General features: G+C 73.7%; 24 protein-coding genes and 1 pseudogene. 13 read left to right on the forward strand and 12 right to left on the reverse strand.

Translation table 11 applies throughout. The annotated features are described in order from the left end of the window. Window positions 1-20 precede the first annotated feature (20 nt). Genes BKA00_RS07320 through BKA00_RS07330 form a run of 3 tightly spaced genes read left to right on the forward strand, consistent with a single transcriptional unit; the run spans window position 21 to window position 2,547 of the window. Window positions 21-1,040 (forward strand): iron-siderophore ABC transporter substrate-binding protein, encoded by a 1,020-nt coding sequence (locus tag BKA00_RS07320; RefSeq protein WP_221493046.1) that lies wholly within the window; start codon window positions 21-23, stop codon window positions 1,038-1,040. Window positions 1,041-1,054: 14 nt separating this feature from the next. Then, window positions 1,055-2,323 (forward strand): lysine N(6)-hydroxylase/L-ornithine N(5)-oxygenase family protein, encoded by a 1,269-nt coding sequence (locus BKA00_RS07325; RefSeq protein ID WP_221493047.1) that lies wholly within the window; start codon window positions 1,055-1,057, stop codon window positions 2,321-2,323. Between the two features lie 14 nt (window positions 2,324-2,337). Further along, on the forward strand, window positions 2,338-2,547 hold the full coding sequence (locus tag BKA00_RS07330; protein WP_185024199.1) for an MbtH family protein: 210 nt from the start codon (window positions 2,338-2,340) through the stop codon (window positions 2,545-2,547). A 101-nt stretch (window positions 2,548-2,648) separates the two neighbouring features. Here BKA00_RS07330 and BKA00_RS07335 read toward each other — a convergent pair whose 3' ends face one another. Then, on the reverse strand, window positions 2,649-3,512 hold the full coding sequence (locus BKA00_RS07335; RefSeq protein ID WP_185024200.1) for a CE1 family esterase: 864 nt from the start codon (window positions 3,510-3,512) through the stop codon (window positions 2,649-2,651). 274 nt (window positions 3,513-3,786) lie between these two features. Here BKA00_RS07335 and BKA00_RS07340 point away from each other — a divergent pair, with 274 nt between their 5' ends. Continuing rightward, window positions 3,787-5,433 carry a long-chain fatty acid--CoA ligase gene (locus tag BKA00_RS07340; protein ID WP_221493048.1) on the forward strand — a complete coding sequence of 549 codons (1,647 nt, stop codon included), beginning with the start codon at window positions 3,787-3,789 and terminating at the stop codon, window positions 5,431-5,433. 18 nt (window positions 5,434-5,451) lie between these two features. Here the strand turns inward: BKA00_RS07340 and BKA00_RS07345 are convergent, their stop codons facing one another. Next, entirely contained in the window at window positions 5,452-6,054 is a 603-nt protein-coding gene (locus BKA00_RS07345) for a TetR/AcrR family transcriptional regulator (RefSeq protein ID WP_185024201.1), read from the reverse strand. Between the two features lie 236 nt (window positions 6,055-6,290). Between BKA00_RS07345 and BKA00_RS07350 the strand changes: the two genes are divergently transcribed. The 6 genes from BKA00_RS07350 (at window position 6,291) to BKA00_RS07375 (ending at window position 12,160) form a co-directional block, all read left to right on the forward strand. Continuing rightward, window positions 6,291-7,070, forward strand: a complete 780-nt coding sequence (locus BKA00_RS07350; protein ID WP_185024202.1) for an ABC transporter ATP-binding protein — start codon at window positions 6,291-6,293, stop codon at window positions 7,068-7,070. After that, on the forward strand, window positions 7,063-7,770 hold the full coding sequence (locus BKA00_RS07355; RefSeq protein WP_185024203.1) for an ABC transporter ATP-binding protein: 708 nt from the start codon (window positions 7,063-7,065) through the stop codon (window positions 7,768-7,770). Before BKA00_RS07350 ends, BKA00_RS07355 begins: the two co-directional genes overlap by 8 nt. Next, a complete protein-coding gene (locus tag BKA00_RS07360; protein WP_185024204.1) occupies window positions 7,770-8,648 on the forward strand; it encodes a branched-chain amino acid ABC transporter permease in 879 nt (292 codons plus the stop codon). Before BKA00_RS07355 ends, BKA00_RS07360 begins: the two co-directional genes overlap by 1 nt. Before the next feature lie 4 nt (window positions 8,649-8,652). Beyond that, entirely contained in the window at window positions 8,653-9,843 is a 1,191-nt protein-coding gene (locus tag BKA00_RS07365; RefSeq protein ID WP_185024205.1) for a branched-chain amino acid ABC transporter permease, read from the forward strand. Further along, window positions 9,761-11,074, forward strand: a complete 1,314-nt coding sequence (locus BKA00_RS07370; protein ID WP_221493049.1) for an ABC transporter substrate-binding protein — start codon at window positions 9,761-9,763, stop codon at window positions 11,072-11,074. The genes BKA00_RS07365 and BKA00_RS07370 overlap by 83 nt, the downstream gene beginning before the upstream one ends. 201 nt (window positions 11,075-11,275) lie before the next feature. Continuing rightward, window positions 11,276-12,160 carry a DMT family transporter gene (locus BKA00_RS07375; protein ID WP_185024206.1) on the forward strand — a complete coding sequence of 295 codons (885 nt, stop codon included), beginning with the start codon at window positions 11,276-11,278 and terminating at the stop codon, window positions 12,158-12,160. A gap of 23 nt (window positions 12,161-12,183) precedes the next feature. Here BKA00_RS07375 and BKA00_RS07380 read toward each other — a convergent pair. After that, window positions 12,184-13,372 (reverse strand): annotated as a pseudogene (locus BKA00_RS07380) (IS110 family RNA-guided transposase). A gap of 18 nt (window positions 13,373-13,390) precedes the next feature. On the opposite strand from BKA00_RS07380, the gene BKA00_RS07385 reads away from it, so the two are divergent. Both BKA00_RS07385 and ligA read left to right on the forward strand, forming a co-directional pair. Then, a complete protein-coding gene (locus BKA00_RS07385) occupies window positions 13,391-14,290 on the forward strand; it encodes an alpha/beta hydrolase (protein WP_221493050.1) in 900 nt (299 codons plus the stop codon). 39 nt (window positions 14,291-14,329) lie between these two features. Further along, entirely contained in the window at window positions 14,330-16,411 is a 2,082-nt protein-coding gene (gene ligA / locus BKA00_RS07390; protein ID WP_185024208.1) for an NAD-dependent DNA ligase LigA, read from the forward strand. Window positions 16,412-16,418: 7 nt separating this feature from the next. Here the strand turns inward: ligA and BKA00_RS07395 are convergent, their stop codons facing one another. The 7 genes from BKA00_RS07395 to BKA00_RS07425 form a co-directional block, all read right to left on the reverse strand. Continuing rightward, window positions 16,419-17,615 (reverse strand): helix-turn-helix domain-containing protein, encoded by a 1,197-nt coding sequence (locus BKA00_RS07395; protein WP_185024209.1) that lies wholly within the window; start codon window positions 17,613-17,615, stop codon window positions 16,419-16,421. 84 nt (window positions 17,616-17,699) lie between these two features. Beyond that, window positions 17,700-19,013 carry an acyltransferase family protein gene (locus tag BKA00_RS07400; RefSeq protein ID WP_185024210.1) on the reverse strand — a complete coding sequence of 438 codons (1,314 nt, stop codon included), beginning with the start codon at window positions 19,011-19,013 and terminating at the stop codon, window positions 17,700-17,702. Between the two features lie 199 nt (window positions 19,014-19,212). Beyond that, window positions 19,213-19,995 carry an SAM-dependent methyltransferase gene (locus tag BKA00_RS07405; RefSeq protein ID WP_185024211.1) on the reverse strand — a complete coding sequence of 261 codons (783 nt, stop codon included), beginning with the start codon at window positions 19,993-19,995 and terminating at the stop codon, window positions 19,213-19,215. Window positions 19,996-20,283: 288 nt separating this feature from the next. Further along, window positions 20,284-20,913 (reverse strand): GNAT family N-acetyltransferase, encoded by a 630-nt coding sequence (locus BKA00_RS07410; RefSeq protein ID WP_185024212.1) that lies wholly within the window; start codon window positions 20,911-20,913, stop codon window positions 20,284-20,286. A gap of 64 nt (window positions 20,914-20,977) precedes the next feature. Then, entirely contained in the window at window positions 20,978-21,421 is a 444-nt protein-coding gene (locus tag BKA00_RS07415) for a hypothetical protein (RefSeq protein WP_185024213.1), read from the reverse strand. 223 nt (window positions 21,422-21,644) lie between these two features. Continuing rightward, on the reverse strand, window positions 21,645-22,619 hold the full coding sequence (locus tag BKA00_RS07420; RefSeq protein ID WP_185024214.1) for a sensor histidine kinase: 975 nt from the start codon (window positions 22,617-22,619) through the stop codon (window positions 21,645-21,647). A 223-nt stretch (window positions 22,620-22,842) separates the two neighbouring features. Next, entirely contained in the window at window positions 22,843-23,931 is a 1,089-nt protein-coding gene (locus BKA00_RS07425) for a carboxylate-amine ligase (protein WP_185024215.1), read from the reverse strand. 165 nt (window positions 23,932-24,096) lie between these two features. Between BKA00_RS07425 and BKA00_RS39740 the strand changes: the two genes are divergently transcribed. Continuing rightward, entirely contained in the window at window positions 24,097-24,225 is a 129-nt protein-coding gene (locus BKA00_RS39740; RefSeq protein ID WP_268248239.1) for a hypothetical protein, read from the forward strand. Window positions 24,226-24,266: 41 nt separating this feature from the next. Here BKA00_RS39740 and BKA00_RS07430 read toward each other — a convergent pair whose 3' ends face one another. After that, window positions 24,267-24,449, reverse strand: coding sequence for a hypothetical protein (locus tag BKA00_RS07430; protein WP_173394381.1), 183 nt, complete (start codon window positions 24,447-24,449; stop codon window positions 24,267-24,269). Between the two features lie 2 nt (window positions 24,450-24,451). Beyond that, window positions 24,452-24,661 carry an HGxxPAAW family protein gene (locus tag BKA00_RS07435; protein ID WP_185024216.1) on the reverse strand — a complete coding sequence of 70 codons (210 nt, stop codon included), beginning with the start codon at window positions 24,659-24,661 and terminating at the stop codon, window positions 24,452-24,454. Window positions 24,662-24,669 lie beyond the last annotated feature (8 nt).

Here is a 24,669-nt window from a genome sequence, read left to right on the forward strand (position 1 = left end):
CCAACCATGGAAGGTCCGCCATGCGCACCACGATGCGGCGCCTCACCGTCGCCGCCGCGCTCGTCCTGGGACTCGCCACGGCCGCCGCCTGCGGCGACGACGAGCCCGCCGGCGGCTCCGGCGGCTCCGGCGGCACGACCGGGGCGTTCCCGGTCACCGTCGCCCACAAGCTCGGCTCGGCCGAGGTGAAGTCCGCGCCGAAGCGGATCGTCGCGCTCGGCGAGGTCGACCAGGACGCGCTGCTCGCCCTCGGCGTCACGCCCGTCGGCATGGCCGAGCTCACCGGCGTCCAGCCCGACGGCCTGGCCCCTTGGAGCGCGCCGAAGCTGACCGGGGGCAAGCCCAAGCTCCTCAAGGAGAACGAGGCGGGCTTCAACCTGGAGGAGATCGCCGCGCTGCGGCCCGACCTGATCCTGGCCGCCGGCGACTTCGCCATCGACAAGGAGTACGACAAGCTCTCCAAGCTCGCGCCGACCCTCGCCTACCAGAACGGCCCCGCCGAGGACTCCTGGCAGCAGATCACCCAGCAGGTCGCCACCGCGATCGGCCGTCCCGACGACGGCAGGAAGCTCGTCGCCGACGTCGAGACGAAGATCGCGGGGGTGAAGGCGAAGCACCCCGGGCTGGCCGGCAAGGAGTTCGCCTTCACCAGCGTCTTCCCCAACGGGAACGTCGCCGTGATGAAGTCCGGCGACGACACGAGCGTGAAGCTGCTCCAGCAGTTCGGCATGACGCTGCCCGAGTCGCTGAAGAAGCTGCCCGGCGACGGGTTCGCCGCCGAGCTGAGCATGGAGAAGGTCTCCGTCCTGGACGTGGACGTCCTGCTCAGCCACTACAACGACGACCCCGCCACGCAGAGGAAGATCGAGGCGAACAAGCTGTTCGCCGGGCTCGGCGCCGTCGAGCGCGGCTCCTACGTGCCGCTGGACCTCAAGTCGTTCTGGCCGCTGCGCACCCCCACCCCGCTCGCCGTCCCCTACGTGATCGACCAGGTCGTCCCGCGGATCGCCAAGGCCGCGGGCGCGGCCGGGCCCGCCTGATGCCGGAGGAGCGCATGAACACCCCCGTCCGCGACGTGGTCGGCATCGGGTTCGGCCCGTCCAACCTGGCGCTCGCCGTCGCACTGGAGGAGGAGCACGGCGGCGCGGACGCGGTGTTCTTCGAGAAGCAGCCCGCGTTCGGCTGGCACCGCGGCATGCTGATCGACGGCGCCACCATGCAGGTGCACTTCCTCAAGGACCTCGCGTCGCTGCGGAACCCCGCCAGCCCGTACTCGTTCCTGGCCTACCTGCACGCCCGGGGCCGCCTGGTCGACTTCGTCAACCACAAGACGATGTTCCCGACGCGGCTGGAGTTCCACGACTACCTCGAATGGGCCGCCGCCGCGTTCGAGAACCGCGTCCGCTACGGGACGGAGGTCGTCGCGCTCCGCCCGCACGACGACGAGGCCCTGGAGGTCGTCGTGCGGCGCGGCGACGAACTGGAGACGCACCTCGCCCGCAACGTCGTCATCGGCGCGGGGCTCGAACCCTTCCTGCCGGAGGGCGTCCAGGCGGGGGAGCGGATCTGGCACACCGAGGACCTGCTCACCCGGCTCGCCGAGCGCGGCGACTGGGACCCGCGCCGCGTCGTCGTGGTGGGCGCCGGGCAGAGCGCCGCCGAGGCCGTCGAGTACCTGCACCGCACCTTCCCCCGCACCGAGGTGTGCGCGGTCTTCGCGCGGTACGGGTACTCGCCCGCCGACGACAGCGCGTTCGCCAACCGCATCTTCGACCCCGAGGCGGTCGACCACTACTACGCCGCGCCCGGCGACGTGAAGCGCATGCTGTTCGAGTACTCGCGCAACACCAACTACTCCGTGGTGGACCTCGACCTCATCGACGAGCTGTACCGGCGCGCCTACGCCGAGAAGGTCGCGGGCGCCGAGCGGCTGCGCATCCTCAACGTCTCCCGCGTCCTGGACGTCGCCGGCGGCGGCGCCGGCGGGGCGCGGGTCCGGGTCGCGTTCCTGCCGACCGGAGAGGTCGCGGACCTGGACGCCGACGCCGTCGTCTACGCCACCGGATACCGCGAACGCGACCCGTTCGACCTGCTCGGCGAGGCGGGCGCGCACTGCCGCACCGGCCCGGACGGGCGCCCCGTCGTCGAGCGCGACTACCGCATCGCCACCGAACCCGGCCCCGAGTGGGGCGTCTACCTGCAGGGGGCGACCGAGCACAGCCACGGGATCGCCTCCTCGCTGCTGTCCATGACCGCCGTGCGCACCGGGGAGATCGTCCGGTCCATGGCGCGGCGGTCCGCCCGCGTCACCCCCGGCGTCTAGAGGAAGGAAAGAGCATGACGACCAACCCGTTCGACGACCCCGACGGCACGTTCCTCGTCCTCGCCAACGCCGAGGGCCAGCACTCCCTGTGGCCCGCGTTCGCCGACGTCCCCGCCGGCTGGACGACGGTCCACGGCCCCGAGTCCCGGTCCGGCTGCATCGGGTACGTCACGGACAACTGGAAGGACATCCGCCCGCGGAGCCTGGCCGCCGAGGCGCCGTGAGCCCGCCGCCTCCGCCATGGAGACCAGGATGTTGGCCCTGACCGAGGCGGCGGTGATGTTGTTCAGCGCTCTGCAGCGGGCCGACTTGAACTGAACGGAGATCAGGTCTTCGGCAGGGACGGCCTGTCCGCGAAGAACCTGGCCATGAGCTCGCTGGCGTAATCCGGCCATTCGTGCCCGCCGCGCTGCCTGGTGCACAGCGCGACGACGACGGGGCCCGGTCCCGTGCCGACGCAGTCGTCCGGCCCGTCCGGCACCGGCTGCGAGAGCGCGGGAAGCCTGTCCACCCACCTCCAGAACTCCATGAGGAACTTGACCGGGATGAAGGGGAAATGGACGTCCGCGTCCATGTTCCCGCCGCCCTCATAGGGGACGGACGGGTCCCACGTCCCGTGGAAGGCCAGTACCGACACCGGCTTTCTCGGCGTGCATCCGATCGCGAGCGCCCCGGACACCACGGCTATCCCGGCGATCCTGTCCGACCGTTCGCACGCGTACCGGTACGCCATGCCGCCGCCGTTGGAGAAACCGGTCACGAAGACCCGGCGGGGGTCGGCGACGCCCTGCCGCACCAGCGTGTCGATCAGCTTGTCGAGGAACGCGACGTCGTCGACGCCGGTCCAGCGGGCGAACCAGCAGCAGGCCCCGGCGTTCCAGGTGCCGAGGAGCCCGTCGGGGTAGGCGACGGCGTAGCCGTGGCGGTCGGCGACCTCGTCGAGCCCGCTCTGCCTGCGGACGTACTCGGAGTCGTTCAGGCCGCCGTGCAGCGCCACGATGAGCGGCGGCGGCGCGCCGCCCTCGCGTCCCGGCGGGACGTGCAGCAGGTAGGGGCGGTTCCAGTCGCCCATGGGAATGGTGTGCTTCGACGTTCCCGGGGCGTCGTCGGACGCTCCGGCGGGCAGGGGGTGGGCGATGAGCGTCGCGAGGAGCGCCACGATCATCGCCGCCCGCACGGCGATCTTCATAGCGTGATCTAACGCCCGCCGCGCCCCGCCGGGCTACGCACCGGCGCGCAGAAAAGTCCGGCCCTTTTTGGCGGCGGGCGCGCACGGCGGCCCGCGCCGCGGCCGGCTCGGGGCCCCGTCCGCGGGCGGAACGCGGCGCCGCCCGGGCCGCCCCGCGATGGATCATTGACTGCGGGGCGTTGTCGAAAATATGGTGAACCGACCGGTCGGTATGTGCACAATTCCATGCGGCCGGCCGTTCCTGTCGCCGCCGCGGGCCTCTCGGAGAAATGCCATGATCCTCAGCACGATGCAGGACTTTCCGCTGTCCGTCGCCGCGATCCTGCGGCACGGGGCGCGCGTCTACGGGCGCAGCGAGTGCGTGACGTGGACGGGCGGCGGCGCGCCCCGGCGCGCGACGTTCGCGCAGATCGCCGGCAACGCCGAGCGGCTCGCGTCCGCCCTGGCCGGGCTGGGCGTCCGTCCCGGCGACCGGGTGGCGACGTTCTGCTGGAACAACCAGGAGCACCTGGAGGCGTACTTCGCGGTGCCCGCCATGGGGGCGGTCCTGCACACGCTGAACATCCGGCTGTTCCCCGAGCAGCTGTCGCACATCATCAACCACGCCGACGACCAGGTCGTCATCGTCGACGACACCCTTGTCCCGCTGCTGGCGCGCGTCGTGCACGAACTTCCCGCCGTCGAGGCGTTCGTCGTCGTCGGGGACGGCGACGCCTCGGCCCTGGAGGCCAACGCCAACGGGGCGCCCGTCCTGCGCTACCACACGCTGCTCGCCGCGGAGGAGCCCGGTTACGCATGGCCGGAGGTGGACGAGCGCTCCGCCGCGTCCATGTGCTACACCAGCGGCACCACGGGCGACCCCAAGGGCGTGGTGTACTCGCACCGCTCCACGTTCCTGCACGCGATGGCCGTGCAGTCGGCGTCACTGGTGGGCATCACCGAGGCCGACCGGGTCCTGACCATCGTGCCGATGTTCCACGTCAACGCCTGGGGCCTTCCGTACGGGGCGTTCCTGTCCGGGGCGACGCTGCACATGCCGGGGCCGTTCATGCAGCCGGAGCACCTCGCGAAGTTCATCGCCGCCGAGCGGAGCACGCTCGCCTCCGCCGTCCCGACGATCTGGAACGGGATCCTGGCCCTCGGGGAGCGGGAGGAGATCGACCTGTCGTCGCTGCGGGCGGGCACCTCCGGCGGCGCCGCCGCGCCCCGCGTCCTGCTGGAGCGCTTCGAGCGGCGGTACGGGCTGCGCATCATCCAGGGCTGGGGCATGACGGAGACGAGCCCGCTCGGCGGCATGGCGTTCCCGCCGCCCGGCGTCGAGCCCGGCACCGACGAGGACATGTACTGGCGGCTGAAGTCCGGCCGCGTCGCCGCGGGCGTCGAGATGCGCATCGTGGACGACTCCGGGGCCGAGCTGCCGTGGGACGGCGAGTCCGTCGGCGAGATCGAGGTGCGCGGCCCGTGGATCACCGGCGCCTACCACCGCGACCCCGCGCCCGGGAAGTTCGACGACGGCTGGCTGCGCACCGGCGACATCGGCACGATCGACGACCGCGGCTTCTACCAGATCACCGACCGCGCGAAGGACGTCATCAAGTCGGGCGGCGAGTGGATCTCCTCGGTGGAGCTGGAGAACCACCTCATGGCCCATCCCGCCGTGGCGGAGGCCGCCGTCATCGGCGTCCCCGACGCCCGCTGGGACGAGCGCCCCCTCGCCTGCGTCGTCCTGCGCCCGGAGGCGTCCGCAGCCCCCGCGGAACTGGCGTCGTTCCTCGCGGACAAGGTCGCCCGCTGGCAGGTCCCCGAGTACTGGACGTTCCTGGACGAGATCCCCAAGACCACGGTCGGGAAGTTCGACAAGAAGCCCCTTCGTGCCCGGCACAGGGACGCGGCGCTCGAGATCGAGCACGTGGAGCGCTGACGGCCGGCCCGCCGGCCGCTAGTTCTCCAGGCCGTGGAGGAACAGGTCCACGTAGTGCTCGCTGATGGCGGCCGTCTTGAGGCGGCCGCCCGGGCGGTACCAGGCGCCGATCTGGTGGACGGTGCCGAAGAAGAAGTGGACCGCGATGTCGGCGGGCGTCTCGGTGCGGAACGTGCCCTCGCGCTGGCCCTCCTCGACCAGGGCGCGGAAGCGCTCGTGGTAGCGGCGCCGTTCGGCGCGGACGGCCTCCCGGCGGTCGCGGGAGAGCAGGTGCGTCGAGCGGAAGAAGACGGTGAAGTCGTCCAGGTAGAGGAACGAGGTGTTGAGGACGTCGACGGCGGCGGCGCGGAGCCGCTCGGCGGCCGTCCCGGGGCCGCCCGCGATCTGCTCCAGCCGGGACGTCTGCAGGCCGAGGAGCCGGTGGTAGATCTCGTAGAGCAGGTCGTCCTTGGAGCCGAAGTAGTGGTACATGGCGCCCTTGGTCACCCCGGCGGCGTTCACGATCTCCTGCACCGAGGTGTTCTCGAAGCCCTTCTCGGCGAACATCCGCGTCGCCACGGCCAGCAGCCGGTCGGGCAGGGGCAGGGTGCCGGCGGTCCGGCTCGCGGGCGCCCGCGCCATCACTCCACCTCCGTCCGGGAGACCCCCGCGGTCCCGTGCCGCCCCGGCGCGGCCGCCCGCAGATCGGCGATCAGCCTACCTCCCGGCGGGGATCGGGCGCGGTGCGCGCCGGGAGCGCGCGAATCCGGCTGTTGACCGGAGCGCCCGGTGATTCTATCTTCGGTTAATCCGACCAGTCGGTATGTGCATTTGGGCCTCGGGGGATTCGCGCTGATTCATCGGCGAGGTGAGGCGACATGTCCGGCTCCTCCGCGATCCTGGAACTTCGAGAAGTGACCGTCCGCTTCGCCGGGCTGGTCGCATTGGACGGGGTGTCGCTCACGGCGCCCCAAGGGCGGGTCACCGGCGTGATCGGCCCGAACGGCGCGGGCAAGACGACGCTCTTCAACGTCGTGTGCGGATTCGTCCGGCCGGAGTCCGGTGAGGTGCGCTGGCGGGGCCGGGTCCTCGGCCGCCACCGGCCCCACGACCTGACGCGGCTGGGAATCGCCCGGACCCTCCAGGGCCTCGGGCTGTTCCCGGGGCTGACCGTGCTGGAGAACGTGATGGTCGGCGCGGACCCGCACGCCAGGGCCGGGTTCTGGAGCGGCCTGTTCGCGCTGCCGCGCGCCGACCGCGACGAGGCGGCCCTGCGCGAGCGGGCCATGGCCCGGCTCGCGGAGCTGGGCGTCGCCGGCGAGGCCGCGCGGCCGCCGGGGGAGCTGCCCTACGGCGTGCAGAAGCGGGTCGCGCTGGCCCGCGCGCTCGTGGCCGAGCCCGACCTGCTGCTGCTGGACGAGCCCGCCGCCGGGCTGTCCGCGGCCGAGATCGACGAGCTCGCCGGGCTGATCCGCGGGCTGCGCGGCGGGCCCGCCGTCGTCCTCGTCGAGCACCACATGGACCTCGTCATGGGCGTCTGCGACCAGGTCGTCGTGCTGGACTTCGGCAGGGTCATCGCGAGCGGCCCGCCGGAGCGCGTGCGCGACGACCCGGCCGTCCTCGACGCCTACCTCGGCGAGGAGGTCGGCGGTGCTTGAGGTGAAGGACCTCACGGTCTCCTACGGCGCGGTCCGCGCGCTCGGCGGCGTCGATCTGGCGGTCGAGGAGGGCTCGCTCACCGCCGTGCTCGGCGCGAACGGCGCGGGGAAGACCACGCTCCTGCGCGCCGTCTCGGGCCTCCTGCGGCCCCGCGCGGGACGCGTCGAGCTGGACGGCGCGGACATCACCGGGCGGGCGGTCGAGGAGATCGTCCGGCTCGGCGTCGCGCACGTCCCGCAGAGCGGCGGCGTCATCACCGAACTGACCGTGCGGGACAACCTGCGGCTCGGCGGGCTGTGGCGGCGCGACCGGGCGGCGCTCGGGCGCCGCGTCGCCGAGATGTACGAGCTGTTCCCGCCGCTCGCGCAGCGCCGGTCCCGCGCCGCCGCCACCCTGTCCGGCGGCGAGCGGCAGATGCTCGCGCTGGCCCGGGCGCTCACCGGGGCGCCGCGGCTGCTGCTGGTGGACGAGCCGTCCCTCGGCCTCGCGCCGCGGGTGGTCGCCCAGCTGATGGCCGTGCTGCGGCGGCTGTGCGACGAGGACGGCCGGACCGTGCTGCTCGTGGAGCAGAACGCGCGCAGCGCGCTGTCGGTCGCCGACCGCGCCGTCGTCCTGGACCTCGGCCGCGTCGTGGCGGACGAGACCGCCTCCGCCATCGCCGCCGACGACCGTCTCCGCCACGCCTACCTGGGGTTCTGATGGTGCGCTTCCTCAATCTCACGCTCGCCGGGATCACCTCCGGGGCGGTGTTCGCGGCGGTCGCGCTGGCCCTGGTGCTGATCTGGCGCTCCACCCGCGTCGTGAACTTCGCGCAGGGCGGCATGCTGATGTTCACGACCTTCCTCGCCTGGAGCGTCATCGACGCGGGCGGCTCCTACTGGCTCGCGCTCGGCGCCGCCCTGGCGTCCGGGCTGGTGCTGGGCGCCGTCGTCGAGCGGGTCGTGGTGCGCCCCGTGGAGGACAAGCCGCCGCTGAACGCGGTGATCGTCACCCTCGGCCTGCTGGTGCTGCTCCAGGCCGCCGCGGGCATGATCTGGGGCGACACGCCGCACTCCTACCCGCCCGCCTTCACGATCAAGGGCCTGTCCGCCGGCGGGACGCGGCTGCTGCTGTCGCCGTTCGACCTGTTCGTCATCGGCGCCGTCGCCGCGGTCATGGTGCTGCTGACGCTGCTGTTCGTCCGCACCGACCTCGGGCTGCGGCTGCGGGCGTCGGCGTTCGCGCCGGAGATCGCCCGGCTGCAGGGCGTCCGCGTCGGCCGGATGCTGACCCTCGGCTGGGCGCTCGCCGCGCTCGTCGGCTCCCTCGCCGGGGTGCTGATCGCCCCGTCGGTGTTCGTCGGGCCCGCGCAGTTCGACGCCATGCTCGTCTTCGGGTTCACCGCCGCCGTGATCGGCGGGCTGGACAGCCCCGCGGGCGCCGTGACCGGCGGGCTCCTGCTCGGCTGCGCCCTCAGCTACGTGTCCGGCTACCTCGGCTCCGAGCTGGTCGCCCTCGGAGCGCTCGCGGCCCTCATCGCCGTCCTGATGGTCAGACCGAACGGCCTGTTCGCGGCGAGCACCGGACGGAGGGTGTGACCCCGTGACCGCCTTCGCGCGACGCGTCCAGCAGCGCTCCACCCTGGCCCGGCACGCGTCCGGCGCCGTCCTCGCGCTCGCCGCGCTGTACGTCCTGACGACGGCCGCGGGCCCCTACCGGGACCTGCAGATCGCGCAGGCCGCCTACCTCACCTGCGCGGTCGCGGGCCTGACGGTGCTGACGGGCCTCGGCGGGCAGATCTCCCTCGGGCACGGCGCGTTCATGGCCGTCGGCGCCTACACCGCCGCGCTGGTCATCGGTCACTGGGGCTGGCCGCTCGCGGCGGTCCTGCCGGCGGCGGCCGGGGCCACCGCCCTCGCGGGCGCGGTGGTCGGCGCCGTAGCGGCCCGGCTGCACGGCCCGTACCTGGCGGGCGCCACCCTCGCCTTCGCCGTCGGGCTGCCCGGCCTCGCCAACTACAAGCCGCTCACCGGCGTGCTCGGCGGCCAGAACGGGCTGACGATCGTCCCGCCGGTCCCGCCCGCCGCGCTCGGCGAGACGTTCCCGCTGGAGCGCTGGCAGGCGTGGATCTGCTGCCTCGGCGCCGTCGCCACCCTGTTCCTGCTCGCCAACCTGACCCGCGGCCGGTTCGGGCGGACGCTGCGCGCCAGCCGCGACGACGAGATCGCCGCGGCGCTGAGCGGGGTCCGCGTCGCCCGGCTGCGGATCGCCGCGACCGTCGTCTCGGCGGCCTGCGCCGGGCTCGCCGGCGGGCTGCTCGCCCTGGTCGCCACGCTGGCCGCGCCGGGCGCGTTCCCGCTCACGCTGTCCCTCCAGCTCATCGCCGCGATCGTCATCGGCGGGCTCGGCAGCCTGGCGGGGGCCATGTGGGGCGCGCTGATCCTGGTCTACGTGCCGACATGGGCGGCGGACCTGTCGTCCTCGTCCGGCCTCTCGCACAACATCGCGTCGAACCTGCCCCTCGCCGTCTACGGGCTCGTGCTCATCGCGGTGACGCTGGCCTTCCCGCGCGGCGTCCAGGGTGGGCTGCGCGACATCGGCGGCGCCGTCCGGCGCCGGGCGCGCGGGAGGCGCGACCGGGCTCCCGGGTCGCGCGGGCCCGCGCCGAGCGACACATCGGGGCCCACCACAACGCACGCAGGAGGAGCAGATGAAGCGACCCCGGACGATGCGGGCGCTCGCCCTGACGACCGCGGCGACGCTGGCGGTCGCGGCGAGCGGCTGCGGCGGTGACGGAGGGGGCGGCGGGTCGGCGGCGCCCGGCGTGACCGCCACCACCGTCACGATCGGCAGCCACCAGCCGCTGACCGGGCCGGCCGCGCCCGGCTACAGCGCCAACTCCGCGGCCTCCAAGGCGTTCTTCGACTACGTGAACGCGAACGGCGGCGTGCACGGACGAAAGATCGTCTACAAGTACGTGGACGACGCCTACAACCCGACGCAGACCGTGAGCGTGACGCAGAAGCTCGTCCTCCAGGACAAGGTCTTCGCGATCTTCAACGGGCTGGGCACGCCCACGCACTCCAAGGTGGTCGACTACCTGAACGCCCAGCGCGTCCCTGACTTGTTCGTCGCGTCCGGCTGCGGCTGCTGGGACCAGCCGGGCAAGCACCCGCAGACGTTCGGCTGGCAGGTCGACTACATCCGCGAGGGCAAGATCCTCGGCGATCACGTCAAGAAGGCCTACGCGGGCAGGAAGGTCGCCTACTTCTTCCAGAACGACGACTTCGGGCAGGACGGGGTGAAGGGCCTCGACAAGTACATCCCGAAGGACCAGGTCGTCTCCCGGCAGTCCTACCAGCCGGGCAGCACCGACATCGGCGCGCAGGCTCAGGCGATCGCGCAGTCCAAGGCCGACGTCGTCGTGCTGTTCAGCATCCCCACCTACACGGCGCTGTTCCGCCTGGCCGCGCTGAAGCTGAACTACAAGCCGACGTTCGTCGTCAGCAACGTCGGGTCCGATCCGATCACCCTCACGGGGCTGCTGGAGAGCTTCGCCAAGAAGGGCGGCAGCGAGGTCGAGGGCAGCCCGCTCATCCAGGGCATGGTGACCGACGGCTACCTCGCCGCGCCGGGCGACGCCTCCAACAGCTGGACGGCGCTGTTCAAGAAGATCCATGCCCAGTACATCCCGAAGCTGCCGTTCAACGGCAACATCGTCTACGGGATGTCGGTCGCCTACACCTTCGCGCAGGCGCTGCAGGCGGCCGGGAAGAACCCGACCCGCAAGGGCGTCGTCGAGGCGCTGGAGAAGTCGCGCTTCACCGGGCCGGGCGTCGTCCCGTTCGCCTACGGCGCGGATTCGCACGCCGGGTACACCGGAGCGGTCATCGGCACGGTCAAGGGGCAGAACGTCGTGCCCCAGGGGCAGCCGCTGACCACCGACGACGGCGACGGCCCGATCCAGCCCTACACGACCCCGCAGCCGCAGGCGCCCGCCAACGGCATCCCCGCCGCGGGCTGAGGAGTCCCGCCGTCCCGCGCGTCCCCGGCGCGGGACGGCGGCCGGGTACGCGCCGACCGCTCCCGGCCACCTGCGGCCTCCTTCCGTTCGAGTTCGCGTCCAGGTCGCGGGCGGGCGGCCGGCCATGGTCGTCTCGTCCGATCACGGGAAGGATGATCTGTGGCGGGCGGCGGGCGGCGGGCGGCGTGAGGGGGCGGTGTGATGGCCTGGGCGGTCTGCTTCAGCCTGCTCGCGGCGTTCCTGTTCGCCGCGGCGGCGGCCCTGCAGTACCGGGCCGCGAGACGGGCCGTGCACGGCGTCTCGGACGCGTCCGCCGCCCACGGGCTGACCCGCCGGCTGGTCCGCGATCCCGTGTGGCTGACCGGGTGGGGGGTCAACCTCGGCGGGTTCTGCGCGCAGGCCGTCGCCCTGCACTTCGGCTCGACGGCCGTCGTCCAGCCGCTGCTGGTCACCCAGCTGGTCTTCACGATCGTGCTCGGCACGATCGGCACGGGACGCCGGCCCGCGCGGCTGGACCTGTTCGGCGGCATCGCCGTGACCGCCGGCCTCGCCGTCCTGTTCACGGTTCCGGGAGCGATCCCGCCCCAGGGGGAGCCGTCCCGGCCGCGGATCCTGCTCGCCGGGCTCATCGCCGCGCCGGTCATCGTCGCCCTGTCGCGGGCGGCATGGCTGCGCAAGGGGCCCGTGCGGGCCGCGCTGCTCGGCGTCTGCGCCGGCCTGTGCTTCGCCGCGACCGCCGTGCTCATCAAGCTCACCACCGCCGACCTGGTCGACCGCGGGGTCGCGGCCACCGCGGTGGACTGGCCCGGCTACGCGCTGGCGGGCAGCACGCTGCTCGGCCTGGTCATCGAGCAGCGGGCGTTCGCCGCCGGATCGCTGCCCGCCGCCATGACCGCGATGACGATGACGAACCCCATCGCGTCCTACCTGGTGGCCGCCTTCGCCTTCCAGACGCTGCCGCCCCGGACGGCCGCGGCGCTGACGGCCCTGTCGTTCAGCGTGCTCCTGCTCACCGGGGGAGTCGCGCTGCTGTCGCGGTCCGCGCACGCGTCCCGCGAGGGCGATACGGTGCCCGGACCCTCCTGAAAGACATCCCAGGAGCGTAGATGTCAAGCTGCGACGTTCTCGGTGTGATGGGACCAAGCGGTCGTCTCGTCATAGGACGTACCGGTTTTAAGGCATCCGTGAAGGATGCCGACGAGTCGGTTGGCGAGTTGGCGCAGGGCAGCGTTGTGGCTGCTGCCGCGGGCTCGTTGCCGGTCGTAGTAGGCGCGTGCGCCGGGCGATCTGAGCAGGGCGCAGTAGGCCTGGGTGAGGAGGGCGTCGATGAGCCGGTCGTTGTGGACGAACCGGGCCAGGGCGGTCTTCTTCTTCCCGGACGCGCGGGTGATGGGGGATGTTCCGGCGTAGTTCTTACGGGCCTTGGCCGAGGTGTAGCGGTCGGGGTCGTCGCCGAATTCTGCGAGTACCCGGGCGCCCAGGACCTGTCCCAGCCCGGGCTGGGACAGGATGATCTCAGCGGCCGGGTGCTGCCCAAAATGAGCTTCGACCTGCTTTTCCATGGTCTTGATCTGCTGGTTGAGGACGGTCAGGACAGCGATGAGCGCCTGGACGGACGCGGCGTAGGCGGCGGTGACGACCTCGGGTTGGTCGAGGTGCTCGGTGCGCAGCGCCGATTGGAGGGCGGCGGCCTTGCCGGCGATGTCGCGGCGGTGTGCCCGCCTGAGCGCGGCGCTGATCCGGCCGATGGTCAGCCGGGCCGCCTGATCGGGGGAGGGGGCTTTGGCCAGCAGCTCCAGGGTGTCGGCGGCGTCCAGGTCCTCGAACGCGGTCAGCGCGGCGGGGAAGTAGTCGCGCAGCGCGTGCCGCAGCCGCTGGGTGTGGCGGGTCCGTTCCCAGATCAGTGTCTTGTGGGTGCGGGCCACGACCTTGATCGCCTCGGCCAGGGCGCTGTCGCCCGCGACCGGCCGCAGCTGGTGGGCATGGGTACGGACCATATCGGCCAGCACATGAGCGTCTCCGGCGTCGCTCTTGGCGCCGGAGACCCCGAGCCGGTCCCGGAACCGGGCGGCCTGCAGCGGGTTGACCGCCAGCACCCGGTAGCCGGCCGCGACCAGCGCCCCCACCCACGGCCCGCGGTCGGTCTCGATCCCGACCACCACCTCGACCTCGTCGGCGTCGTCTCCCGCCAACTCTCCAAGGACCGCGTGCAGCCGGGCCATACCGGCCACCCCTTTCAGGCAACCGGGCTCTGGCCAGTCCACCAACCCAGGAGTCTGCCGGATGGCTTACTCCCAGAACTGATTAGGACCCTCTTTGATCACCCGACGCGCCCTCGTCCTCGGCGGGCTCGGCGGCATCGGCGCCGCCGCCGCCGCGGGCGGCACCGGCTACGCGCTGGTGGAGAGCGAGGTGCTCCCCGGCAAGGTCCCGCTGGACCGCGCGCTCGGCAGGTGCGGGGACGTGCCCGCGCCGCCGCCCGCGTCCGTCCGGACCGAGACGATGACCTGGCGTTCCGCGCACCGCCGCGCGACCGTCACCGCGACCGTCGTCCCACCCGCCGCGGACCGGCCGCCGCGCGGCCTGCCGGTGGTCGTCGCGCTGCACGGCACCGGTGAGGACGGCGCCTCCCTCGTGCGGAAACTGGCCCTGGACCACTACCTGCCCGACGCCGTCGCCCGCGGCGGCGTCCCTCCGTTCACCCTGGTGAGCGTGGACGGCGGGCCCGACACCTACTGGCATCCCCGCGCCTCCGGCGACGACCCCCTCGGCATGATCGTGGACGAGCTGCTGCCGCGGCTGCGCGACCGCGGCGCCCGCACCGGCCGCGTGGGCGCCATCGGCTGGTCGATGGGCGGCTACGGCGCCCTCGTGCTGGCCCGCCGCCTCGGCCGCGCCCGCACGGCCGCCGTGGTCGCCTCGTCCCCGGCCCTGTTCGCCTCCTACGAGGACGCGGTCGCCGCCAACCGCCGCTCGTTCGACGGCGCGGCGGACTACGACCGCCACGACGTCTTCGGCGCGCTGGAGGAGCTGAAGGGCGTCCCGCTGCGCGTCGACTGCGGCACGAGCGACCCGTTCGCCGACCGGGTGCGGGAGTTCCGCGACAGGGTCCGGCCCGCGGGCGGGCTGGAGGGCGGATGCCACGACGCGGCCTTCTGGCGGCGGCAGCTCCGCCGCGAACTGGCGTTTCTCGGGCATCGCCTGGGCACCGGCTGACCGCCTGGGAACGTCGGTGGGACCAGGCATGATGTCGTCATGAGCGACACCCCGGCCAGCACCGAGATCGGCGACCGGGCGGCCTACGCCGCCGCCGTCCAGACCGCGGTCGCCGCCTCCGCCGCCTACTACGGCGAGGGCGACTCGCCGCTCGACGACGACGCCTACGACCGGCTGGTGCGCGGCATCGCCGCCTACGAGGCCGGCCATCCGGACGACGTGCTGCCCGAGTCCCCGACGGGCAAGGTCGCCGGGGGAGCGGTGGTCGGCGACGTCCCGCACACCGTCCCGATGCTGAGCCTGGACAACGTGTTCTCCGCCGAGGGCCTGCGGACGTGGGCGGCGCGCCTGGCCCGCAGGCTCGGCCGCGAGGTCGCGGCGTGGAGCGTGGAGCCGAAGCTGGACGGCATGGCGATCTCCGCCCGCTACCGGGGCGGGCGGCTCGTCCAGCTGGTGACGCGGGGCGACGGCGCCGCCGGGGACGACGTGTCGCACTGCACCGGCATGATCCTCGGCCTGCCGGGTCGCCTCGCCCGCCCGCTCACCGTCGAGCTGCGCGGCGAGGTGCTGATGACGCGGGCCCAGTTCGAGGCCGCCAACGCCGCCCGCACCGCCGCCGTGGGAACGACGTTCGCCAACCCGCGCAGCGCCGCCGCCGGATCCCTGCGCACCAGGGACCACCCCTACGAGGTGGAGATGACCTTCTTCGCCTACGGGGCGCTCCCGATGGACGGCACCGACGGCGAGACGGCCGCGCGCCTGCGCGGCCTGCCGCACAGCCAGATCATGGAGCTGGTCGCCGGCCTCGGCGCGAACACCACGGCCGCGACGTCCGCCCCGGGGATCACCGCGACGTCGCTGGAGCGGGTGCTGGAGCGGGTCGAGGAGATCGCCGCGCTGCGCGCCGGGCTCGACTTCGGCATCGACGGCATCGTGATCAAGGCGGACGCGGCGGCCGACCAGGCCGACGCCGGCCTGTCCTCGCGCGCCCCGCGCTGGGCGGTCGCCTACAAGCTGCCCGCGGTCGAGAAGATCACCCGGCTGCTGGACGTCGAGTGGAACGTCGGCCGCACCGGGGTCATCGCGCCCCGCGCCGTCCTGGAGCCCGTCGAGGTGGACGGCTCCACCGTCACCTACGCGACCCTGCACAACGCCGCCGACATCGAGCGGCGCGGACTCATGATCGGCGACCACGTCACCGTCTACAAGGCGGGCGACGTCATCCCGCGCGTGGAGGCGCCCGTCACGCACCTGCGCACCGGGCGGGAGCGGCCCGTCGAGATCCCCGCGGCCTGCCCGCGCTGCGGCGACGGCATCGATGCCTCCCAGCAGCGCTGGAGGTGCGTCCGGGGCCGCGCCTGCCACGCCGTCGTCTCCGTCCGCTACGCGGTGGCCCGCGACCAGTTCGACATCGAGGGCCTCGGCGAGGGCCGCATCGACCAGCTCATCGCCGAGGGGCTGATCACCGACTTCGCCGACCTGTTCACCCTCACCTACGACCAGGTCATCGCCCTGGATCGGATGGGCGAGACCAGCACCACCGCCCTTCTCGCCGCGATCGAGGGCGCCAAGGCCAAGCCGCTGAGCAAGGTGTTCTGCGCGCTCGGGGTGCGCGGCACCGGCCGGTCGATGTCGCGCCGCATCGCCCGCCACTTCGGCACGATGGACGCGATCCGCGCCGCGGACGCCGAGGCGCTCCAGGAGGTCGAGGGCGTCGGGCCGGAGCGCGCCGCGGTCCTGGTCGCGGAGATCGCCGAGCTGGCCCCCCTGATCGACAAGCTCGCCGCCGCCGGGGTCGCGATGACCGAGCCGGGCGCCGGGGTCCCCGCCGGGCGGGAGGCCGGGCAGGCCGCCGGGGCCGGCGCCGCCGACCCGCCCCTCGCCGGGATGTCCGTCGTCGTCACCGGAGCGATGTCCGGCCCGCTCGACGGCCTGTCGCGCGGCCAGGTGAACGAGCTGATCGAACGCGCCGGGGGCACGGCGTCCTCGTCGGTGTCGTCCCGCACGTCCCTGCTGGTCGCGGGGGAGAAGGCCGGGTCCAAGAAGGCCAAGGCCGAGCGGCTCGGCATCGAGACCGTCACGCCGGAGGAGTTCGCCGCCCGCGTCGCGGCGTTCCTGTGAGCCGCGGCTACGCCGTCGTCCCGTCCCGTCCCGTCCGGTCGGCGCGGCCCGTCCGCACCAGCCAGCTCAGCATCAGCATGAGGTCGAGCCGGCCGTCCGGCTCGGTGAATCGGCCGCCCGTCAGCTCCGTGATGCGGCGCAGCCGGTACCGGACGGTCTGCTCGTGGATGTGCAGCCGCTCCGCGGCGATCACCGCGTTGTCGCCGCACTGCAGGTAGGTCAGCAGCGTCTCGGCGAGCGGCTGCCGCCGCGCCGGGGGCAGCTCCAGCAGCGGCCCGAGGAGGGCCTCGGCGGTCGCGCCGACCAGTTCGTCCGCCGCGAGCGTGGCCAGGGACGCGACGTGGTCCACGCACCGGACCGGGCCCTCGCCCGGCAGCAGCCCCCGTTCCGCCAGGGTCAGGGCGTGCCGGGCCCAGCGCAGCGAGAGCGCGCCCTGCCCGATCGGGACGGTCGGGCCGAGCGCCGAGGTGCCGAGCCTGCGCAGCGCCGGCCACAGCCGGTCCTGGCCGGGGCCCTCCGGGTCGGGCACCACGAGGAAGGGGACCGGCGCCTCCCAGTCGGCCAGCACCGCGGGCGGCAGGATCCGGGCGCCGGCGGGCGCCCCCGCCGGCAGCGCCACCAGCGCGATGCTCCTCGGCAGCTCCCAGCGGGCCGCGACCGCCAGCTCGGCGACCGCCTCGTGCCCGGGCGGGGGCTCGGCGACCAGCAGGTCGCGGAGCCGGTCGCGGCGGCGCTCCCGCTCGGTCGCCAGCTGGCCCTGCTCGCGGGCGTACCCCTGCGCGGCGGCGTCGGCGGCGCGCGCCAGCAGCAGGAACAGCGAGTCGGTGAGCCGGCCGAGCGTCTCGCGCGACCAGCCGAGCCGGTAGGCGTCCTTGATGAACCTGCGGCAGGCGACCTGGCTGCTCACGCGCATCGCGTTCTGCAGCGCGGCCAGGCTCCCGCCCTGCCGCGCCTCCTCCTCGCCGAGCCGCATGTACAGCTCGGTGATCTTGCGCGCGTCCGCGGTCGGATGGTCGACGGAGTCCACGAAGAACGCGACGGTGTCGCTGACCGTCCGCTCCACCTTCCGGGCGTACTCGCCGCCGTCGGCGCCCGCGTACTCGGGGACCTGGTCGCGGATCTCCCGCTCCATCTCGTCCACGGCGGCCTGGAGGTGCTGCCGCAGAACGTCGGGCACCTCGGCGGGCATCGGCCCTTCGGTCATCCGTTGTCCGATCGGCGGGGTGGGCTCGGGCGAATCACCCTAGGCAAGAAAGCGAACCCTGTCATCACCCCCCGGACCGGGCGGTCAGGGATGCGCGGGCTGCGGTGCGGAGGCCGCGGAGGGCGCGGGGGCCGCGGAGGAGCGTCGGCGGGCCGTCAGGCGGCGGCCGAGGTTCTGCGCGGGCCGCTCGACGTAGCGGTGCGCCAGCGCCGCCGAGGTGAGGACGGTCGCCAGCAGCACCACGCCCCAGACCGCCCGGACCGGCGCCGACAGCCCCCAGGTGTCGCGTCCGGCGGCGTGCCAGATCGCCTGGATGACCAGCGGGTGCAGCAGGTAGACCGAGTAGCTGACCAGGCCCAGCCACACGAACACGCGCGGCATGGAGCGGTTCCGCAGGGCGAGCCCGGCCAGGAACGTCAGCCATGCGGCGCCCACGGCGATGGACCAGTCCAGGCCGAGGGGGTTCGGGTTGGCGTGCAGCGCCCAGCTGGTCGGCGCGCGCAGGCCCGCCGCCAGCGTCAGGGCGGGGACGATCGCCACCATCGCCGCGGCGGGCCCGGGCCGGAGCCGCCCGTCCTGGATGCCGCGGATCGCGGTCCCGGCGAACATGGTGGCGATGATGCACAGGCTCTCGATCGCGCCGATGCGGCTGTTCAGCACGAGCAGGACGAGGGCCAGCGCGGCCGCCACCGCGACGCCCGTCCGCCGCAGCCCGCGGTTCCGGCTGACCATGGCGGCCAGCCCGCCGGCGAGCAGCAGCGCGGCGGCGAGGACCGTCCCGCCCGGCCACCGGGAGGCCAGCAGCCCGGACGGCAGCGCGACCCCGAGGATGGCGGCGCCCACGCCGAAGCCGAGGGCGACCCGGGCGCTGGCGCGGTGCACGCCGGCGACGAACATCGCGGTCACGAGCAGGTAGAAGACCATCTCGTAGGACAGCGTCCAGAAGACGTTGACGACGTTCGGGACGCCCAGCAGGTCCTGCAGCATCGTCAGGTGCGCCAGCGCGGACGCCCAGGGCCGGTCGCCGATCGCCGCGGGCACGCCGTAGGACAGGCCGGCCGCGCCGAGCAGCAGCGCCAGGACCACCGACACGCCCCACGCCGGGTACAGCCGGAAGAACCGCCCCAGCCAGAACTGCCGGACGCTGCCGCGCCGCTCCAGGGAGAACGGCACGACGTAGCCGCTGACGAGGAAGAACACGAAGACCCCGTACCGGCCGAAGTCGAACCACGGGCCGGTCGCCTGGCGGACCTCGGGCAGCAGCACGTCCAGGGAGTGCTCGAACACCACCACCAGGGCGGCGAGGCCGCGCAGCGCGTCCAGCCACCCCATGCGCGGTGCCTTCGCCGGGGGAGCGCCGATCGTCGTGTCAGGCGGAGTCAGGGTGTTCGTCGGCATCCGGGCCACGATAGGGGCCGAACCGTTACCGTTTCTAACGGGCAAATGAGATTTCTCTTAACAGCGCCAGCCGTCGGCTGACGCAGCGTCACGGGACGCGGACGCCGGATGAGCGGCGAGACCAGGGCGGGCACGGCGAACCGGAGGACCTCGCCGGAACGCGGCTTATCGGAGAAATGTGATCAACCCCACATCGGCGTCAGCGGACGCCGACGGCTCCGTACATGACCGGCGCGTCGCCGGGGCCGGCGGGTCCGCCGGCGGTGAGCGGCGTCACGCCGGGCGGCAGCGGGCGGAACGGCCCGAGGAGCCGCGCGATCTCGGCGCCGCCGCGCGGATGCACCGGGACCGAGGTCGCCTCGCCGTAGAGCCGCGCGGCCTCGGTGACGGAGCCGGGGGCGAAGTCGGCCGTGGCGTGCGAGACGACCAGCGCGCTGCCGGGCGCGGTGGCCGCCGCGAGGTCGGCGACGAGGTCCCCGGCGCCCTCCACGAAGTGCAGGACGCTGGAGAACACCAGCGCGACCGGTTCGGCCGGATCGATGAGCCGCCGCACCTCGGGACTGCCCATGACGGCGGCCGGGTCGCGGATGTCGGCCCGCAGCGCCGCGACGTTGCCGCCGTCGATGAGCAGCGCGCGGGCGTGGGCGATGACGAGCGGGTCGTGGTCGACGTAGACGACGCGGGCGCCGCCGTCGCGGCCCGCGGCCATCTGGTGCAGGTTGGCGGTCCGCGGCAGGCCGCAGCCGAGGTCGACGAACTGCCGCACGCCGCGTCCGGCGAGCAGCGCGGCCGAGGCGGCGAGGAAGCGGCGGGCGGCGCGGGCGGCCGCCGCCGCCTGCGGCAGGACCCGCAGGATCCGCTGGGCGAGGTCGCGGTCGGACGCGTAGTTGTCCTTGCCGCCGAGGAGGTAGTCCTGGACGCGCGCCGAACCCGGCCTGTGCAGGGCGAGAGGGGTGGTCTCCGGCGCCCTCGTGCCGGCCATGGGCATGGTGCTTCACCTGTCGCCTTCACCAGAGGGGATCGGTGCAATGGCTCGCTTACGACGGTAGGCGGCCGCGGCGGGCCCGGAGACGGCGGCGTCCGGTAGGCCGTCCGAAACCCGCCGGACACATGGCCGCATGGGGACAGCCGGGTTTGGCCCATCATCGTCCGGTACTGCGACGCACCGCCGGGGCGCGGGCGCGCCCGCGCGCGGGCACCGGCCTGCGACTGGCCTTTTCCGGCCATGACAAGCACTTAACCGAAGACGCCGTTTCCCGGTGGAGGCGGGTCACCCCTCGGGGTCGCGCCACATGAGCCAGACCGCCGGGCACCCCCTGCCCGGCAGCGGCAGTTCGCGCGTCACCCGGAAGCCGAACCGCTCGTAGTAGGGCACGTTCTGTTCCTTGGACGACTCCAGGTAGGCGGGCAGGCCCTCGGCGTCGCAGCGGTCGAGCCGCGACCGCAGCAGGGCCGCGCCCAGGCCGTTGCCCTGGGCCGGGGGATCGGTGCCGAGCACGGCCAGGTACCAGTGCGGCTCGCGCGGGTGGTGCTTCTCGATCGCGCTGAGCGTGCGGAGGGTGGCCGGCGTCCTGGCGCCCAGGATGCGCAGCAGCGGCACGGCGTACGCGGCCTGCAACCGCAGCGGCACGCTCCACAGACCGGGCGGGTCCCACAGCGCGGCGGCCTCCGCCCCGTCCCCGCGCCCGGTGGTCTCGGTCGCTCCGTGGGGGAGGTGCACCCTCCGCAGCAGGATGTCGAACAGCGCGGTCATCCGCCGCACCCGGGAGGCGTCGTCGGGCAGGAGCCAGCGCCAGACCGGGTCGTCGCCGAAGGCGCGCCCGAGCACGCCCGCGAGCGGCGCGGTGTCGGCGTCGTCCGCCACGCGGACGAGGGGGGACGGACGGGGCTCGGACGTCATGGCGCGGTCTCCTCGGGGGACGCGCCGATCCTCACCGGGGCCGCGGCCCCGCGTCAAGGACGGGTCACTTGCGGCCGCGGCGCTCGGCGCGCGACCTGGCCAGTTCCTCCAGCACGAGCGAGGCGCCGATCCCGACCAGCCAGGTGTCCTTGGCGAGCGGGATGCCCTGCGGGGAGGGGCGCAGCCCGCCCTCCTGCCGGGTGCCGGGCAGCCGCAGGTACAGGCCGGTCAGCCCGGCCGAGAACGCGGTGAGCGCCGCGCCCGCGACGAGGGAGGGCACCAGCGGCACCAGCAGCACGGTGCCGAGGGCGACCTCCGCCCTGCCGAGGTTGCGGGTGAAGTCCCGCGGGTCCTGCGAATCCAGGAACGGGTAGGCGGTCTTGGCCGTCCCGTGGATCTCGTCGGCCGCCTCGTCCAGCCCCTGGAGCTTCGACAGGCCCGAGTTCAGGACGAACGCGCCGACGGCCAGCCGGACGGGCATCTGGTGAGCGCGAGCAAGAAGACGCATCGTGTCCCCAAAGCGATCGGAAGACGGGCGAAGGGCATCATTCCCCCCGATTCGCCTCTTCATCTGATCGCCAGGTCAAGTCTCGGCCTGCCGGAGCGGAGGCGGGATACCACGCGGGGAGCAGGCGCCCGGCGGGCGCCTGCCCCGGGCGGGGCGGCCACGGCCGGGCGGCAGTGGGGGCAGGTGGCGCCCGCCGAGGCGATCGCCGGGATCGGACGGGCGCTCAGCTGAGGCCGGGGCTCAGGGTGCGCATGTAGACGCGGATCGTGGTGCCCTCCGGTCCGGTGTGGACGCGGACCAGGTCGGCGAGGTGGTTGACCATGAGGATGCCGCGGCCGCCGTTCGGGCTCATGTCCGCCGGGCGCCGCCCGGCGAGCGGGTCGCTGATCGTCCCCGCGTCGCTGACCTCGCAGACCACGTGCTCCTTCTCCGCCCAGAGCCGCGCGGTGCCCGTGCCGCCGCCGTGCAGGCAGGAGTTGGCGGCCAGCTCGTTCACGGCGAGCTCCAGGTCGCCGACGGCGCCGGCGCCGAGGCCGAACCGAGCCCCCCAGTGGCAGGCGAACTCGCGGACGAGGGGGAGCGCGTCGATGTCGAAGCTGATCGCGACCGCACCGGCGGCCTCGGCCGGCTCGGGCAGCGGCAGGTTGTAGTCGCCGATGACGCGGTGCGGGGCGTAGTCGCCGCTCGGGTGCGCCCCGAAGCGGTCGATCACGACCGGATGGGTGGCGCGGGCGTCGGCGATCGCCACCGGGTCGAGCCGGACCACGTCGTAGGGGCACAGGATGGTCGCCTCGCGCCCGGCGAAAGCAAGGTTGATCAGGGCCTCGTGCTGCGCGCAGGCCGGGTACTCGGTCGCCGAGCGGCCGGGCCAGATCGGCTCGCCGATGATCCGCACCCGGCCTCCGGTGTGCCGGTCGGCGAAGTGCCGCAGCACTCCCGGGATGATGCGCCCGGGGTTGCGGCCCGCCTTCGCCATGTCGATCCAGCTCACCCGGTCGGCTGCCGCGCCCAGGGCGTCGCTGAGCTGGGCCACGCGCACGCCGGGCACCGCCACGGCCACCGGCTCCCTCGCGTCGAGCCCGGCGCGGATGAACGGCAGGGTGCCCGCCAGGTACTCCTCGTCGCCGCGGTAGAAGAGCGCGGGGTGGACGAACGCGTCCTCGCGTGCCTCGCCCCCTCCACCGCGCCTGAGGCTCATCGTTCGGTCGCTCCGTCCGGTGCCGCTGTCCCGTGCATTCGATCGAGAATACGCGCCGGAGGGAAGCCGTACGAGCAGGCCCATGCGGACATCCCCCGAGGTCAGCCGATCTGATGTTCCGAACCAGCGGTACCCGCGAGGCGCCCTCCGAAAACAGACAATATCCGGACCAATTGGGGACGAGAGCCTCGCGCCGCCCGTCCGCCGTCAGGTGACCGGGGGGTCATTGGCCGGGCAGCAGGACCGCGTCCACGACATCGGTCAGCCGCCCGCGCCTGCGGTGGGCGCCGCGCTGGAGGTCCGCGCCCGTCCCCCCGGCGACCAGGCGCCGGACCCCGCGGGCGACTGCGTCCAGGTCGCCGGTGCCGCGCAGCGCGGGCCGCACGTGCGCGAGCAGGTCCCCGGCCTGCGCGCCGAAGGTCGCGGGCCGGCCCGTGCGCACGTCCAGGCCCCGCCCGGCCAGGCCGTGCCGCGCCGCCATCCAGTAGGCCGCGCGCAGCATCTCCGGGGGCGGGTCGGGCGCACGCTCGCCGGCGTCCACGGCGTCGGACGACATCTGTACCAGCGCCCGGACCAGCGCGGCGAACACCGACGCCTCCCCGGCCGTCGGGGCGACGTCCGCGAGCCGGACCTCGATCGTGGGCAGCCGCGCCGACGGCCGGACGTCCCAGAAGATCGTTCCGGAGTCCATCAGGGCCCCGCATTCGAGCAGCGCCCCGACGAGGTCGTCGTAGTGGCCCGCGGACGCGAAGTAGGGCGGGGGCCCCGCCACCGGCCACCGGGCCCAGGCCAGCGCCCGCCAGCAGGCGTGGCCTGTGTCGCGTCCCACCCAGTACGGCGAGTTCGCCGCGAGGGCCAGCAGCGTCGGCAGCCAGGGGCGCAGATGGTTGCTGACCTGGACGGCGCGCTCGCGGTCCGGCATCTCCACGTGGACGTGGCACGAGCAGATGCTCTGCTCGTCGTCCAGGCCGCGGTAGAAGGCGAGGCTCTCGGCGTAGCGGGCGCCGCGGGTGATCGGGGCGGGCACGAGGTCCCCCAGCACGGGCGTCCCGGTCGCGGCGAGCCGGACGCCCTCGGCCGCCGCGGCGGCGGCCATCACCGCGCGCATCGAGCGGATCTGCTCGCCGAGCTTGTCCAGGTCGTCGCAGGGCGAGGTCTTGGCCTCGGCGAGGTAGGCGACGAGTTCGGTGGAGGCGCGCTCGCCCAGCGCAGCGCCCGCCCGGCGCACCACGGCGGCGGCACGGGGGACGACCTCCCGGGAGACGGGATCGACGACGAAGTACTCTTCCTCGATTCCGAATCGCAGGGCCATCCCACCACCTCGGGCTCGGGACTTCGAAGCTACGTCGCCGCCGCGCCGCGCGCACCTGCCGGACGGCCCGAATGGGTAGTAAAGGATCTTCTTGACCCTCTTTTGACCCGCCGCGCAGCGGGCACCGTCCGGGGAGACGCAGTGGAAGGGAAGAGGTGAGACTCGGTGCCTGGCTCGACTCCGATCGGCGTGCTCGTCATCCTGGTGGCCGTCGCCGTGTTCGTCCTGGCGGGGCTGTTCTACCTCGGTGACAAGCGGAACGGCCCGCCCAACGGCTCCGATCGCGGCCGCTGAGGCGGGCCGCCGGCGCGTGCCGCGCGGACCCCCGGCCGCCCTCAGGGACCGGGGTCCACGAAGTACATCGACAGCGCGATGATGTGCGTGACGACGACCACGCCGATGCCGAAGAAGAACAGCATCTTGGCGGGGCCGTGCGGGAAGACGGTCCCCGGCTTGAGGGGTCCGCGCTCGCGCTGGCGCGCGGCGATCCGCTCCTCGATCGGAGGCCGGCCGAACACCGCTACGCCCGGGGCTCGTCGACGACGACGTCGGTCATGATGTCGACGGCCAGCGCGATGACGCCGCCGATCGCGACGAGCGCGGCGCCCACTCCGAACACGACCCAGTCGGGGCCCAGGGTGATGCCGACGCCGCCGATGGCGAAACCGATGAAGATGATGGCCACGGCGACCCAGGACTTGGGGCGCCCGGCGTGGCTGCCAGTCGACATGCGTTCGT

The organism is Actinomadura coerulea, assembly GCF_014208105.1.
GTDB lineage: Bacteria > Actinomycetota > Actinomycetes > Streptosporangiales > Streptosporangiaceae > Spirillospora > Spirillospora coerulea.